At 63.7% G+C, this 14,316-nt stretch carries 11 protein-coding genes; 5 read left to right on the plus strand and 6 right to left on the minus strand.

The genetic code is table 11. The annotated features are described in order from the left end of the window. Positions 1-8 precede the first annotated feature (8 nt). Positions 9-986, minus strand: coding sequence for a threonine ammonia-lyase (locus NKI15_RS00655; RefSeq protein ID WP_023748246.1), 978 nt, complete (start codon positions 984-986; stop codon positions 9-11). 195 nt (positions 987-1,181) lie between these two features. Between NKI15_RS00655 and NKI15_RS00660 the strand changes: the two genes are divergently transcribed. Together NKI15_RS00660 and NKI15_RS00665 are read left to right on the plus strand one after the other, a co-directional pair. Continuing rightward, the gene (locus NKI15_RS00660) at positions 1,182-3,203 is read left to right on the plus strand and encodes a hydantoinase/oxoprolinase N-terminal domain-containing protein (protein ID WP_352514317.1); all 2,022 of its coding nucleotides are present in this window, start codon (positions 1,182-1,184) and stop codon (positions 3,201-3,203) included. Positions 3,204-3,335: 132 nt separating this feature from the next. After that, on the plus strand, positions 3,336-5,507 hold the full coding sequence (locus NKI15_RS00665) for a malate synthase G (protein ID WP_023687501.1): 2,172 nt from the start codon (positions 3,336-3,338) through the stop codon (positions 5,505-5,507). 203 nt (positions 5,508-5,710) lie between these two features. Here NKI15_RS00665 and NKI15_RS00670 read toward each other — a convergent pair whose 3' ends face one another. Further along, a complete protein-coding gene (locus tag NKI15_RS00670; RefSeq protein WP_023687500.1) occupies positions 5,711-7,243 on the minus strand; it encodes a YifB family Mg chelatase-like AAA ATPase in 1,533 nt (510 codons plus the stop codon). Between the two features lie 252 nt (positions 7,244-7,495). After that, positions 7,496-8,560 carry a glycosyltransferase gene (locus tag NKI15_RS00675; RefSeq protein ID WP_156932602.1) on the minus strand — a complete coding sequence of 355 codons (1,065 nt, stop codon included), beginning with the start codon at positions 8,558-8,560 and terminating at the stop codon, positions 7,496-7,498. A 76-nt stretch (positions 8,561-8,636) separates the two neighbouring features. Here NKI15_RS00675 and NKI15_RS00680 point away from each other — a divergent pair, with 76 nt between their 5' ends. After that, positions 8,637-9,362 carry a glycosyltransferase family 2 protein gene (locus NKI15_RS00680; RefSeq protein WP_352885625.1) on the plus strand — a complete coding sequence of 242 codons (726 nt, stop codon included), beginning with the start codon at positions 8,637-8,639 and terminating at the stop codon, positions 9,360-9,362. Continuing rightward, complete coding sequence (locus tag NKI15_RS00685) at positions 9,256-9,819, plus strand: glycosyltransferase family protein (RefSeq protein WP_352885650.1); 564 nt, start codon at positions 9,256-9,258, stop codon at positions 9,817-9,819. Before NKI15_RS00680 ends, NKI15_RS00685 begins: the two co-directional genes overlap by 107 nt. 92 nt (positions 9,820-9,911) lie before the next feature. On the opposite strand, the gene gshB is transcribed toward NKI15_RS00685, so the two are convergent. The 3 genes from gshB to NKI15_RS00700 form a co-directional block, all read right to left on the minus strand. Next, entirely contained in the window at positions 9,912-10,865 is a 954-nt protein-coding gene (gshB, locus tag NKI15_RS00690; protein ID WP_023687497.1) for a glutathione synthase, read from the minus strand. Positions 10,866-10,946: 81 nt separating this feature from the next. Continuing rightward, positions 10,947-11,321, minus strand: a complete 375-nt coding sequence (locus NKI15_RS00695) for a GtrA family protein (protein WP_352514320.1) — start codon at positions 11,319-11,321, stop codon at positions 10,947-10,949. A 4-nt stretch (positions 11,322-11,325) separates the two neighbouring features. Then, a complete protein-coding gene (locus NKI15_RS00700; RefSeq protein ID WP_352885626.1) occupies positions 11,326-12,330 on the minus strand; it encodes a glycosyltransferase in 1,005 nt (334 codons plus the stop codon). 124 nt (positions 12,331-12,454) lie between these two features. On the opposite strand from NKI15_RS00700, the gene NKI15_RS00705 reads away from it, so the two are divergent. After that, on the plus strand, positions 12,455-14,254 hold the full coding sequence (locus NKI15_RS00705) for a GtrA family protein (protein WP_352514321.1): 1,800 nt from the start codon (positions 12,455-12,457) through the stop codon (positions 14,252-14,254). Positions 14,255-14,316 lie beyond the last annotated feature (62 nt).

Raw genomic sequence — 14,316 nt, forward strand, 5'->3', positions numbered from 1 at the left:
ATCGGTTCTCAGGCCGCGGCCATGATCTCGGCATAGGTGGTGAAATCGACATTGCCGCCTGACAGCACGACGGCGACGCATTTGCCCGACAGTTCGATCTCGCCTGACGAGAGCGCCGCCAGCGCCACGCAGCCGCCGGGTTCGACCACCAGCTTGAGATGGGCCATGGCGTCGCGCACCGCCTGTGCGGCCGCCTTGTCGGAGACGGCGATGGCGCCGGCGAGGTTCTTGCGGTTGATCTCGAAGGTGATGGCACCGGGCTCTGCGGTGAGGATGGCATCGCAGATCGAACTGTGGCCGGGCTCGTTGGAAACCCTTTTTCCTTCGATCAGCGAGCGGCGGGTGTCGTCGAAATGCTCGGGCTCAACGGCCCAGACTGCTGTGGCCGGCGAGGCATCCTTGACGGCGATCGAAATGCCGCTCGTCAGGCCGCCGCCGCCACAGGGAATGACGACCGCATCGAGGCTGACGCCGAGCGCTTTTGCCTGGCGCGTCAGTTCGAGACCGATCGTGCCCTGGCCGGCGATGATGGCCGGATCGTCGAAAGGAGGCACCAGCACCATGCCCTTGTCCATGTAGGGTCGCACCACCGTCATGCGGTCGTCGCGAAAGCGGTCGAACGGCACCACTTCGGCGCCCATCTTGCGGACATTGGCGATCTTCATCGCCGGCGCGTCGGCCGGCATGGCAATGACCGCCTTGACGCCGAACATGGCAGCCGCCGCGGCGACGCCCTGAGCATGGTTGCCTGAGGAGAAGGCGACGACGCCGCGGCTGCGCTCTTCTTCGCTCAGCGAAGACAGTTTGTTGTAGGCGCCGCGGAACTTGAACGAGCCGGTGCGCTGCAGCGTCTCCGGCTTGAACAGGATGCGGCCGCCGAAGCGTTTGTTGAGTTCCAGCGATTCGATCAAGGTCGTTTCGGCGATCAGGCCGGAGAGGCGCGCGGCGGCGGCATGGATGTCGGCGATGCCGGGGAGCGTGGTCATGGCGAAGTCCTGAAAGGGATGAGATCGGCGCATGGTGCACGCAAAGGCAGGCCACGCACCAATGAAAAAATGTGACCGTTACAAAGTTTGGCGGGCATGAGCGGCGACGAGGGTCAAACTGGCCCACCTCTCCCGCCTTTATCAGCCGGGCCGTATCGGCTAAGGGCGGGGGAGCAGAATCCCGGACCGCCAGACATGACCGCCAAGCCAAAACCCCTGTTTCTCGGTATCGACACCGGTGGCACCTATACCGATGCCGTGCTGTGGTCGGAACAAGGCGGGCCAAAAGGCAAGGTGCTGGCCAAGGCCAAGGCGCTGACCACGCGGCACGATCTTGCCGTCGGCATTTCCGGCGCGGTCGATGCGGTGCTGGGAAAATCGGCCACCGATCCGGCCGCGATCAAACTCGTGTCGATGTCGACGACGCTCGCCACCAATGCGCTGGTCGAGGGCCAGGGTGGGCGTGTGGCGCTCATCATGATCGGCTTTACCGGGGCCGACCTTGCGCGCGACGGGCTGAAGACGGCGCTCGGCACCGATCCGGTGGTGTTTTGTCCGGGCGGCCATGACGTGCACGGCAATGCGGCCAAGCTCGATCTGTCGGGGCTGGAAGCAGCACTCCCTGAACTCGGCGCCTCGGTGTCGGGCTTTGCCGTGTGCGCCTATTTCGCCACCCGCAACCCGGCGCATGAACTCGCCGCGCGCGACCTCATCCGCGAAAAGACCGGCCTGCCGGTGACCGCCAGCCATGAATTGTCGGCCAAGCTCGGCGGTCCGCGTCGCGCGCTCACCACCTTGCTCAACGCCAGGCTGATCTCGATGATCGACCGGCTGGTGGCGGCAACCGAAGGATTTTTGGAGGCCCGCAACATCGTAGCCCCCCTGATGGTGGTGCGCGGCGATGGCGCGCTGGTTTCGGCGGCGTTTGCCCGCCAGCGGCCGATCGAGACCATCCTGTCCGGCCCGGCCGCCAGCCTGGTCGGCGCCCGCCACATGACGGGCCTGGACAACGCCATGGTGTCCGACATTGGCGGCACCACCACCGATGTCGCCGTGCTCGACGGCGGCCGTCCTCGGCTCGATCCCGAAGGCGCCACTGTCGGCGGCTTCCGCACCATGGTCGAGGCGGTCGCCATGCGCACTTTCGGCCTCGGCGGCGATTCCGAGGTGGCACTGGAAGATGGCGCGCTCAACCCGAAAATCCTGCTCGGGCCGCGCCGCCTGGTGCCGCTGGCGCTGGCCGGCATGATGCATGGTGTTTCCGTGACATCGGAGCTCGAGCGCCAGCTCAGGGCGCCCAACCCCGGCCGCATGGACGGCCGCTTTGCGTTGCGCACCGGCGTGCCGGACAGGCTCGCCGCCGGCCTGACCGCGCCCGAGGCGAAACTGTATGAACTGATTGGTGCGGTGCCGCTCGCCATCGACAGGCTGCTCACCTCGAACGCCCAGAACGCCACGCTGAACCGGCTGGTCTCGCGCGGTCTTGTGCATATCTCGGGCTTCACCCCCTCGGACGCCGCCCATGTGCTCGGCAAGCAGGCCAACTGGGACCCGCTTGCGGCCCGGCTCGGCGCCGAACTGTTTGCCCGCAAGCGTGATGGGCGAGGCCAGTACATCGCGCCGTCTCCGGAGGTGATTTCCGAACGGGTGCTGCTGACGCTGACGCGCTGGTCGGCCGAATACATTCTGGAGACCGCCTTTGCCGAAGACGGGCTGGATGGCGCCGCCACCGTCGCGCATGCGCTGGTGCAGCGCGCCGTCGATTCCCATCCCGGCATCGCAAGGCTCAGCGTCGCGCTCGATCGTCCGGTCATTGGCCTCGGCGCCTCGGCGCCGCTGCACTATGCCGGCTTGGCCGAGCTGGTCGGTAATGAGTGCGTGGTGCCGGAGGATACCGACGTCGCCAACGCGCTCGGCGCCGTCGTCGGCCAGGTCCGCGTCTCGGCCGAAGCCCGCGTCAGCCAGCCCAAGGAAGGTTTGTTCCGGGTCGCGTCGGGGCAAACGGTGCGCGACTTCACGGACGAGGCCAAGGCGATCGCGGCAGCGGAGGCTGATGTGCGGGCGATCGTAGCCGAGCGGGCGAAGGATGCCGGCACGGATAATGCCGAGTTCGACGTTTCGACCGAGTTCAAGGTGTCTACCGTTGAGGCCCAACGGATGTTTATCGAAGCGCATGTGGTGGCGGTTGCATCGGGTCGGCCGAGGATTGCGGTTTAGGTAATCTCCCCCCTTGGGGTCCCCTTGGGGGGAGATCAGCAGCTTCAAAATCCCCGCCTTCACCCTAAGCTGAATTGACCCTTCACCCCTGACATGCCAAAGGCCGCAAAGCCTTCATCTGGAGAAGCCCTGATGACCGATCGCGTCGAGATCGCCGGATTGCGGATTGCCCGCGAACTGCATGACTTTGTCGGCGAAGCGCTGCCGGGTACCGGTATTGCCGCGGACGTTTTCTGGAACGGCTTTTCGGCCATCGTGCATGATCTGGCGCCGAAGAACCGAGCGCTGTTGGCCAAACGCGACGCCATGCAGGAACAGATCGACGCCTGGCACCGCGCCAATGGCGCGCCCATCGATATGGAGGCCTACAAAAGCCTCTTGCGTGAGATCGGCTATCTCGTGCCCGAAGGGCCGGCCTTTTCCGTGTCGACCGACAATGTCGACCCCGAGATCGCCAGCGTTGCCGGGCCGCAGCTGGTGGTACCGGTGATGAATGCGCGTTATGCGATCAACGCCGCCAATGCTCGCTGGGGCTCGCTCTACGATGCGCTCTACGGAACCGACGCCATTGCCGAGACCGGTGGCGCCGAGAAGGGCAAAAGCTTCAACCCCGTGCGCGGCGCCAAGGTGGTTGCCTGGGCGAAGAGTTTTCTGGACGAGTCCGTGCCGCTCACCTCGGGCAAATGGGCCGGCGTGAACGGGCTGACGGTTTCGGGTGGCACCTTGCGGCTCGGCGCCGGCGCCGGCGGCACCACGCTGGCCAACCCGAAACAATTTGCCGGCTATCGCGGCGACGACGCCAACCCGGAAGCCATCCTGCTGGTCCAGAACGGCCTGCACATCGAGATCCTCATCGACCGCACCAACCAGATCGGCCGCACCGACCCGGCCGGCATTGCCGACGTGATCCTGGAATCGGCGCTGACCACCATCCAGGACTGCGAGGATTCGGTCGCGGCAGTGGATGCCGAGGACAAGGTCATCGTCTACCGCAACTGGCTCGGCCTGATGAAGGGCGATCTGGCGGAGGAAATCAGCAAGGGCGGCAAAACCTTCACGCGCAAGCTCAATCCGGACCGCGCCTGGACCGCGCCCAGTGGTGGCGCGCTGAGCTTGCCTGGCCGCTCGCTGATGCTGGTGCGAAACGTCGGTCACCTCATGACCAATCCGGCCATCCTCGACCGCGATGGCAACGAGGTGCCGGAAGGCATCTTGGATGCGGCGATGACGGCGCTGATCGCGCTGCACGATGTCGGCGCCAACGGGCGTCGGATGAATTCCCGCGCGGGCTCGATGTATGTGGTGAAGCCGAAGATGCATGGGCCGGAGGAAGTCGCCTTCGCAGTCGAGATTTTCGACCGCGTCGAAGCGCTGCTCGGTATGGCGGCAAACACCATCAAGATGGGCATCATGGACGAGGAGCGGCGCACCACCGTCAACCTCAAGGAGGCGATCCGCGCCGCCAAGGAACGCGTCGTGTTCATCAACACCGGCTTCCTCGACCGCACCGGCGACGAGATCCACACCTCGATGGAAGCCGGGCCGATGATCCGCAAGGGCGACATGAAGCAGGCCGCCTGGATCTCCGCCTATGAGGCGTGGAATGTCGACATCGGGCTCGAATGCGGGCTCGCCGGTCATGCCCAGATCGGCAAGGGCATGTGGGCGATGCCGGATCTGATGGCGGCGATGCTGGAACAGAAGATCGCCCATCCCAAGGCCGGCGCCAACACCGCCTGGGTGCCGTCGCCGACAGCGGCGACGTTGCACGCCACGCACTATCACAAGGTCGATGTCCATGCCGTCCAGGCGGCGCTGAAGAGCCGGCCGAAGGCCAGGCTCGATGATATATTGTCGGTGCCGGTGGCGGTGCGGCCGAACTGGACCCCCGACGAGATCCAGCGCGAGCTCGACAACAATGCGCAAGGCATTCTGGGCTATGTCGTGCGCTGGATCGACCAGGGCGTCGGCTGCTCGAAAGTGCCCGACATCAACGATGTCGGCCTGATGGAAGACCGCGCCACGCTGCGCATCTCCTCCCAGCACATCGCCAACTGGCTGCACCACAAGGTGTGCTCGCAGATCCAAGTGATGGATTCGCTGCGGCGCATGGCGGCGATCGTCGACCTCCAAAATGTCGGCGACCCGCTCTACCGCCCGATGGCCACCGACTTCGACGCTTCAATCGCCTTCCAGGCCGCCTGCGATCTGGTGTTCAAGGGCCGCGAACAGCCGAATGGCTACACCGAGCCGGTGCTGCACAGGCGGAGGCTGGAGCTGAAGGCGAAAGCGCGGGCGAATTAGCGCCTGCATTTCCCTCCCCCTTGAGGGGAGGGTGGCCCGAAGGGCCGGGTGGGGTCCTGCGTGAAGTGCGGCGACTCCCTTCGGACGACACTACAAGCAATGTCAGCGCAGAGGCCCTTTCTCGGCTCGGCTTCAAAAATCGAGCATTCTTCGGCGATCCCACCCGGCCGCTTCGCGGTCACCTTCCCCTCAAGGGGGGAGGGTTAAGCCGCCTGCGCCACCCGCTCCGACATCATGCGGTAGGAAATCGCCTCGGCCAGGTGAATGCGGCCGACGGTTTCGCTGGCGTCGAGGTCGGCCAGTGTGCGCGCCACTTTAAGCACGCGGTGATAGGCGCGCGCCGAAAAGCCGAGTTTCTCGCTGGCGTCTTTAAGCAGCGACAGGCCGGCTGCGTCCGGCGCGGCGATGTCTTCGATAACAGACGGCGAGCAATGCGCGTTGGTGGTCGCGCTGGTCACGCCGAGCCGCTCGAACCGTTCGCGCTGGATGGTGCGGGCGCGCGCGACGCGCTGCGCAACGGCGGCACTTTTCTCCGCCCGATCCGGCCGGATCAGGTCGGCGGCCGAGACCGCAGGCACCTCGATCCTGAGATCGATGCGGTCGAGCAGCGGGCCGGAAATGCGCGCCTGGTAGTCGGTGCGGCAGCGCTCGCCGCGCAGGCAGCGATAGCCGGGCTCGCCGGCCATGCCGCAACGGCACGGGTTCATCGCCGCCACCAGCTGGATGCGCGCCGGATAGGTGACGCGGTGGTTGGCGCGCGCGATCATGCAGTCGCCGGTCTCCAGCGGCTGGCGCAGTGCATCCAAGGTCTGCGGCGTGAATTCGGGAAACTCGTCGAGGAACAGGACGCCGTTATGGGCAAGCGATACTTCGCCCGGCCGCGCCCTGATGCCGCCGCCGACCATTGCCGCCATCGAGGCCGAATGGTGCGGGGCGCGGAACGGCCGCCGGTCGGTGAGCTTGCCTTCGCCGAGCTCGCCGGCCACCGAGGCGATCATCGAGACTTCAAGAAGTTCCTTCGGTGCCAGTGGCGGCAGAATTGAAGGCAGCCTCTGCGCCAGCATCGATTTTCCCGAGCCGGGAGGCCCGACCATCAACAGATTGTGGCCGCCGGCCGCCGCCACTTCCAGCGCCCGCTTGGCGCTTTCCTGGCCCTTGATGTCTGAAAGGTCGGGCAGGTCGCGGGCCGAGACATGGATGCCGGGCTCGGGCCGCGACAGCACCTGCGTGCCGCGAAAATGATTGGCGATGGCAATCAGGCTGCGCGGCGCCAATATGTCGAAATCCTTGCCCGCCCAGGCCGCTTCCGGCCCGCAGCCGAACGGGCAGATCAGGCCCTTTCCCTCGGCATTGGCGCCGATCGCCGCCGGCAGCGCGCCGGCCACCGTGGCAATGGTGCCGTCGAGCGACAATTCTCCGAGCACGACATAGGAGGCCAGCATGTCGCCCGGAATGGCGCCGAGTGCAGCCATCAGGCCGAGCGCGATCGGCAGGTCGTAATGGCTCCCTTCCTTGGGAAGATCGGCAGGCGCCAGGTTGACCGTCACCTTCTTCGACGGCATCGACAGCCCCGACGCATGCAGTGCCGCCTGCACGCGCTCGCGGCTTTCGGCCACCGCCTTGTCGGCCAGCCCGACGATCTGCATGCCGACCTTGCCCGGCGCGATCATCACCTGGACATCGACCGGTACGGCCTCGATGCCCTGGAAAGCAACCGTGCGAACCCGCGCCACCATCTTGCTCTGCCCCCGGATATCGGCTCGCCTCGGCCTTGTGGTTCAGACCGCGAGCGACGTCAGGACAAGACAACCATAGATTTCAGGCCAAGGCAAGAACATTACAGGAACATGCATTCGTGGTGGCTGCAGCGCGCTGTGCCGGTTGCAAAAAAGGAAGATGGTCAAGCAAAATGGAACGGCTGCTCCGCCTCCTCGACCGCGTTTAACAAGGGCGACAGAGTTCCTCCGGCAATCCGAGGCTGTTGCCGTCTAAGCGGTGACGAAGGCATCGACCGCACCTGAAAGGGATCGATCGATTGCGATTTGGGGTGGAAGCCACTCCATGACAGGATATCGGAAAGGCCAGGGCATGGCGATCCGGCGCGAAGAGCCGCTTTCCAGAAAAATCTCATTTACAAGGTCTATGAACCGCCCGCGGTCCCGTTCAACTCGTTTCAAAGTTTGCGTACGAATATGAGCCCGGGGTATTCGCCGCTCCTTCAGTGCCAAGACAGCCTCCGCGATGGATCGAGGATCGGGTGGAACTGTAAGCGAATAGTCGGCATCCAGATAAAGGTCTCGGCCACCACGGTTCGGCGTCGTGACCACTGGAAGGCCCGCGAGAAGATATTCCGTGCTGGCGAACATTGGTCCTTCCAGGTGAGAGAGACAGATTCCCACGGCTGCACGATTTAGATGCGTGTTCACCTGAGCCGGTGCCAATCGGACAGGCTTGCCGGTGCCGTCAAACTCGTTGATAAAGACGTGATGCGGCGCGAGCTCCCTATGCCGATTTATTCGCGCTCTTTCCGACTCCGTCGTGGAGGATCCGCTTGAATCTCGATAGAAGACAAATGCGCAACGCTGGATGCCAAGCGACAAGTCATGGCGCTTCCACGGAGCCAGCTGCGCATTGTAGATTGCATCAAATTCTACAGGGACGTCATCGAGAGGCCTGAATATGTGTTCGGAGGTTGTTGACGTCTTGTTGTGCAGGACGGCGGCCTCGCCGGACTGGTTCAACAGATCAGCCTCTGCCTGAGTGTTGGATAGGAAGATTAGCGAGTGACGGGGGTTCTTGAGTCTATGCAGAACGGCATAGGTCCGGATGGTTTTGACGCTAGCACTGTTTTCGATGGACCAGGTTGGCGAGATGAGAAACCAGGCGCGGTGGCTGCGTGGACGGAAAGGCATATGACTTGCTAATCCGAGCGGCGTACCGGACATTCCCGAATAGGATATGAACGGATCGTCCGACAGCAAACTGGCCTGAAGAGCAGGTTGCGACTTCGCGGAAGGGTGCCCTTTTCTGAGGTTGTGGCCATGACGCAGCATGGCTCTGACAATCTCGAATTTGGTAGGAGGGCGATACCCGTGCTGTAGGGTCAACATGCGGCAATTGCGATCTTGAGTGCGGAGAAAAACTCGCTTCGATAGAGAGAAATTTGGCAAAGAAACACCGCCATTTGATCGACGGAATATCTCAGGCGATCAAATCTGGTGTACGGAGAAGCGCCTCTTGAAAGAAAACATCGTCCCAAGCGGAGCTGGTTCTCACATCGCGCTACCAACCGTATCCGTTTGCGTAGGCTGTTTCAATCAAGAGGCATTCATCGACACTGCGATCCGATCCGTAGCGGCGCAGACATACACTGCGTTCGAGTGCGTGGTGGTCGATGATTTTTCGACTGACGGTTCCCGCCGAAGGATTGAAGAGTGTCTGTCCCAGCTTGGCGACAGTCGTTTCCGCTTTCTGCCCCGACTGCAAAATGGCGGGCAGTTGGCAACAATGATGACCGGGCTTGACGCGACGGCCGGACCCCTGATCTCCTTTCTTGACGGTGACGATGCTTGGCATCCTGACTTCATAGAATGCCATGTGAGAGCGCATCTCAGCCACACCCGTATCGCGGCAATGTCGAGCTCCGATGAGGTGGTGATAGACACGGCCGGCAACCTGCTTGCGGGCGGTCATCCCGTATTCCACCTGAACGACCCGCGATCGATGCCGAAAATGAGCGGCTACCTGCATGTCGACACCGAAGCTGACCCGACATTATTATTTATTGATCGGGGGTACCGTGGGTTGGTTTTGGTCGACCACATCGGGGATGATGTTTCGTCGAGCTCCGCTTGAAATCATGCGTCCATCCGATCCGGACGAAATAAGGATATGTGCCGATGGTTATATGGCTCGTGCCGCCCATATGATCGGCGGAACCGTGAGGATTGGGCGGGCTCTTGGCAGTTATCGGCTTCACGGCGGCAATGGCTGGGCGGACGGGCGCATCCTGGGTACCGGAGTTGGCCTCGGCAGGATGTCGCCCGATACTGAAATAGCGATACGGCGGGCACTGGCCAATCGTTGGTGCGAAGTGGCGCCGGGACTGGAGCATTTAATCTCCCGCCAATCAATGCGCAGGACCTTGGTCGACCTGATCGGACTGTCTGCGGCTTTTGCATTGCTGGAAAAGAACTCCGATGCGGGTTTTCTGCTGAAAGATTGGGCAACACCACAGCGAAAATTGCAGACCAGACTTATCGGTCTCCTTCCTCCGAAACTGAGGCCTCGGCGCTTCCGGGACATAGTTTGATTTGATGAGCCGCTTGCTCGGCAGTCTTACCCGATAAAGAGCATCTTTCGATGCTTCTCTGGACCCACCAAAGTCCTCCGTAGCAACGCACACTACGCGGCCGAATTGCGCCGCATTTCCTCCACCGCGTCCCAGAACAGGCTGGCGATATCCGCGCCACCAAAGCGTTGCACTTCGCGCACGCCGGTCGGCGAGGTCACGTTGATCTCGGTCATGTAGTCGCCGATCACGTCGATGCCGACCAGGATGAAGCCGCGCTCTTTCAGCGACGGGCCGATGCGGGCGCAAATCTCGCGTTCGCGCTCCGTCAGCTCGGTCTTTTCGGCGCGGCCGCCGACATGCATGTTGGAGCGAGAATCGTGGTCGGCCGGCACGCGGTTGATGGCGCCGACCGCCTCGCCGTCGATCAGGATGATGCGCTTGTCGCCCTTGCGCACATCCTTCAGATAGCGCTGGACGATATACGGCTCGCGTGACAGCTGGGCGAACATTTCGAGCAGCGAGGCGAGGTTGCGGTCATCCTCCTTGAGATGGAAGATGCCGGCGCCGCCATTTCCGTAGAGCGGCTTGACGATGATGTCGCCGAACTCCTTGCGGAAGGCGGCGACCTCCTGGGGATCCTTGGTGATCAGCGTTTCGGGCATCAGATCGGGGAATTCGGTGACGAAGATCTTTTCCGGACTGTTGCGCACCCAGGCCGGGTCGTTGACGACCAGTGTCTTCGGGTGGATGCGCTCCAGAATATGCGTCGTGGTGATGTAATTCATGTCGAAGGGCGGATCCTGGCGCAGCAGGATAACATCCATCTCCGACAGGTCGGTGCGCACTTTGTCACCCAGCGTATAATGATTGCCCTTCTCGTCGCGGAGCTTCATCTCTTCGATGCGGGCAAACACCTTGCCGCCCAGCATCGACAGCCGGTCGGGCGTATAGTGGAACAGTTGGTGGCCGCGCCGCTGCGCCTCCAGCGACAGCGCAAACGACGTGTCGCCGGCGATCGAGACGGTGGAGACATGGTCCATCTGGACGGCGATTTTCAGGGGCATCTTCCGGTCTCCAGCAGGCTCTGTCGCCGATATACGGAACTTGGCGGCTTCTGCCAATCGCGCTTGCTTGGCCCAGACCCCCTAACGGTCGAAGACCAGCCGGGAGTAACCGAGGAACGACAGCGCCATCGCTACCAGCGAGGCGATCGCAAGTGCCGCCAGCGGCGGCATTGCCGGCAGCGCGAACAGGATGGCGCAGTAGACGAGATAGTTGACGATGCTGGTGGCGATGCCGACGCCGCCATAGCGCGCACCCTCGCTAGCCACGCCGCGGCTCGACGGCGAAAAGGTCAGGTGCCGGTTGATCTGCCAGGTGACGCACAGCGCAAAGCCGATCGACAGGACACGGGCGACGAAGGGACCGAGCGGCGTCACCGCCAAGAGCAGCCAGAGCGCCGCGGCATCGGCGACGAAACCAACGCCGCCGGCCAGGACGAAGCGGACGAGCCGGCTCACGGCCTCAGGCGGCCCGGGGCGTCTTGCCCGGTTCGGCCTTCGGGATTTCACCAGTGCGTTCGCGCCGTTCGACCCGGCCCGACGGCACCGAGAGATAAAAAATGCGCTTCTGCTCGGCGCGTCCGCGCGATACCGAATCGAGGATCAATCCGGTCACCATCGCAAGCATCGAGAGCAGCAGCAGGCCGACCGACAGCACCCAGGTCGGCATGCGCGGCACGAGGCCGGTCTGGGCGAATTCGATCAGCACCGGCGTCATCAGGGCAAGGCTCGACGCCAGGAAGAAAATCGCGAAGGCGCCGAAGAAGCGCAGCGGCTGCGTCTCCTTCATCAGCATGGCGAACATCCACAGGATCCTGGCGCCGTCGCGATAGGTCGACAGCTTCGACGACGATCCCTCAGGCCGGCGGCCATAATCGAGCGCGATCTCGCTCACCGGCAGTTTGAGCTGCGAGGCATGCACCGACATTTCGGTCTCGATCTCGAAGCCGCCGGAAACCGCGGGAAAGCTCTTGACGAAACGCCTCGAGAAGACGCGGTAGCCGGAGAAGATGTCGGTGAAGTCGGCGCCGAACAGCCGCTTGTAGAGGCTATTGAAGATGCGGTTGCCGAAGGCATGGCCGGAACGGCCGGCATCGTCGGTGACGCCGCGCCTGGTGCCTACCACCATGTCGCAGCGCTCGGTCTGCAGGATGTTGATCAGCAGCGAGGCATCTTCCGGCGCATAGGTGCCGTCGCCATCGGCCACCAGATAGATGTCCGCATCGATGTCGGCGAACATGCGCCGCACGACATTGCCCTTGCCCTGGCGCGGCTCGCGGACGACGATGGCGCCCGCTGCGCGCGCCTTGAGCGCGGTCAAATCCCTGGAATTGTTGTCATAGACATAGATCTCGGCCGACGGCAGCGTCTCGCGAAAGCGCCGCACCACCTCGGCGATGGTCAGTTCCTCATTGTAACAAGGCAGGAGCACGGCAATGGCCGGCTCATGGCGGACTTCGTGCGGCATTTCCGTCTCCCGACGCCCGGCGGAGCCTCCGGCCGCGCTCATATGCGGCCTCGCTCAGGCGACTTTACTATTTATTGAAGCTGTTAAGGCTAGGTTTAAGGCCGCAGTCTTTCCGACGAAGGTCATGATGATGAACGCAGCCAAGGCGGGTGCTTCCTCCTGGAAGTCCGATATGACGCTGGCGCTGCTTGCCATGCTGGTGGTGCTGGCCGTCAATGCCGCCACGGGCTTTCGCGAATTGAGCAATGCCGGCGGCGACAATGACAGCCTGCTGCGGCTGGTCGAGGTTCGCGACATGCTGGCCGGCCAGGGCTGGTTCGACCTGCATCAGTACAGGATGGGGCCGGAAGGCGGTTTCGTCATGCACTGGTCGCGGCTGGTCGACGCACCGCTCGCCGCCATCATCCTCGCCGCCTCGGCGCTGACCGGCAGCATGGCCATGGCCGAAGCGATCGCACAGGTGCTGTGGCCGTCGCTGCTGTTTTGCCTGGCGGTGTTTTTTACAGCCCGTGCGGCACGAAGCTTCGCCGGCGTCGGCGCCGTGCTGCCCGCTATCGTCATCGGCGCGGCGGCGCTGCATTTCATCGGCATTTTCTTGCCGGGTGCGCTCGATCATCACAATGTCCAGCTGACGCTGACCATGGCCAGCCTCAGCCTGCTGCTCGAGGCGCCGGCGCGTCGCTGGGCGGCGCTGATTTCCGGGCTGTGTGCGGCCCTGACGCTGGCCGTCGGCATGGAAACCGCGCCCTATGTCGCCACCATCGGCGCCTGCATCGCCTTGCTGTTCGTCGTCGATCCCGGCGGCGAACGCCGGATCGCCAGGGATTTCGGTCTCGGCTTTGCCGGGGTTTCAGCCCTCGTCTTCGTCACCACCATCCCGCCATCGGCCATGGGCCGGCCGCAGTGCGATGCCTTCTCGGCTGTGCAGTTCGTGGTGGCGGCAATCGCCGGACTGGGGCTTGCCGCCGTGACGTCGCTCACGGTGTCCAATGGCACGGCCAGCCGCCGCCTGATCTCGCTTAGCCTGCTCGCGCTTGTGCTGGGCGCCGTCATCGTGGCGCTGTTTCCGCAATGCCTTGCGGCTCCCTACGCAAACCTCGATCCGCGCCTCAAGGAATTGTGGCTCGATCACATTGACGAGGCGCAGTCGCTGTTCGGTATTGCCGCCAGCGAGCCGGCGTCGCTGGCGGCGCGCTATGTCACGCCGCTGGTGGCGATCGCGCTGATGGCGCTTCGCCTGCGCGGACCATGGCGCCGCCAGGACAGCCTCGTCGGCGCCTTGCTGGTCGGCGCCTTCATCGTCAGCGCCTGGCAGGTCCGCGGCTCGACATTCTCGATCGCCTTTGCCGTCATCCCGCTGTCGGCCTGGATCGCAAGCTGGCGCGAACGGGCGAGGATCAGCCCTGCGCGCAGCGTATCGCTGCGCATGGCGGCGGTCTGGGTGGTGTCGGTGAATGCCGTCTGGGCCGGTGCTGCCGCCGCGACGTCGAGCGTATTCGAGGCCAACAAGGTCTCGGTCGAGGCACAGGACACCGACAGCGATCTGTCCTGCGAGCGCAAGGCCTCCTTCGCGGCGTTGGCCCGGCTGCCGCACACCACGGTGCTTGCCATCTCCAATCTCGGCTCGCCCATCCTGGCCTATTCCGGGCACCGCGTCTTTGCCGGCCCCTATCATCGCAACATCGCCGGCGACCTGCTTGCGCTCGATGCCTTCCTCGGATCGGCGGACCAGGCGAGGATGATCGCGGCGGCTCATCACGTCGGCCTGATGGCGCTCTGCCGCGGCAGCGCCGAAAGCAAGATGCTTGCTGCCAAGGCGCCGCAAGGCTTCCTGGCCAGGCTGATGCAGGGAAGCGTCCCCGATTGGCTCGAACCGGTGGCCGAAACGCGCGGAACCCCGGTCGAACTCTACCGCGTCCGCTAAAGCATCATTCGCCAGCGAAAAATCGATTTCGCGATACGCTTCCTAAACGCTTTGCTGCCAGT

The organism is Mesorhizobium sp. M0862 (assembly GCF_040319795.1).
Lineage (GTDB): Bacteria > Pseudomonadota > Alphaproteobacteria > Rhizobiales > Rhizobiaceae > Mesorhizobium.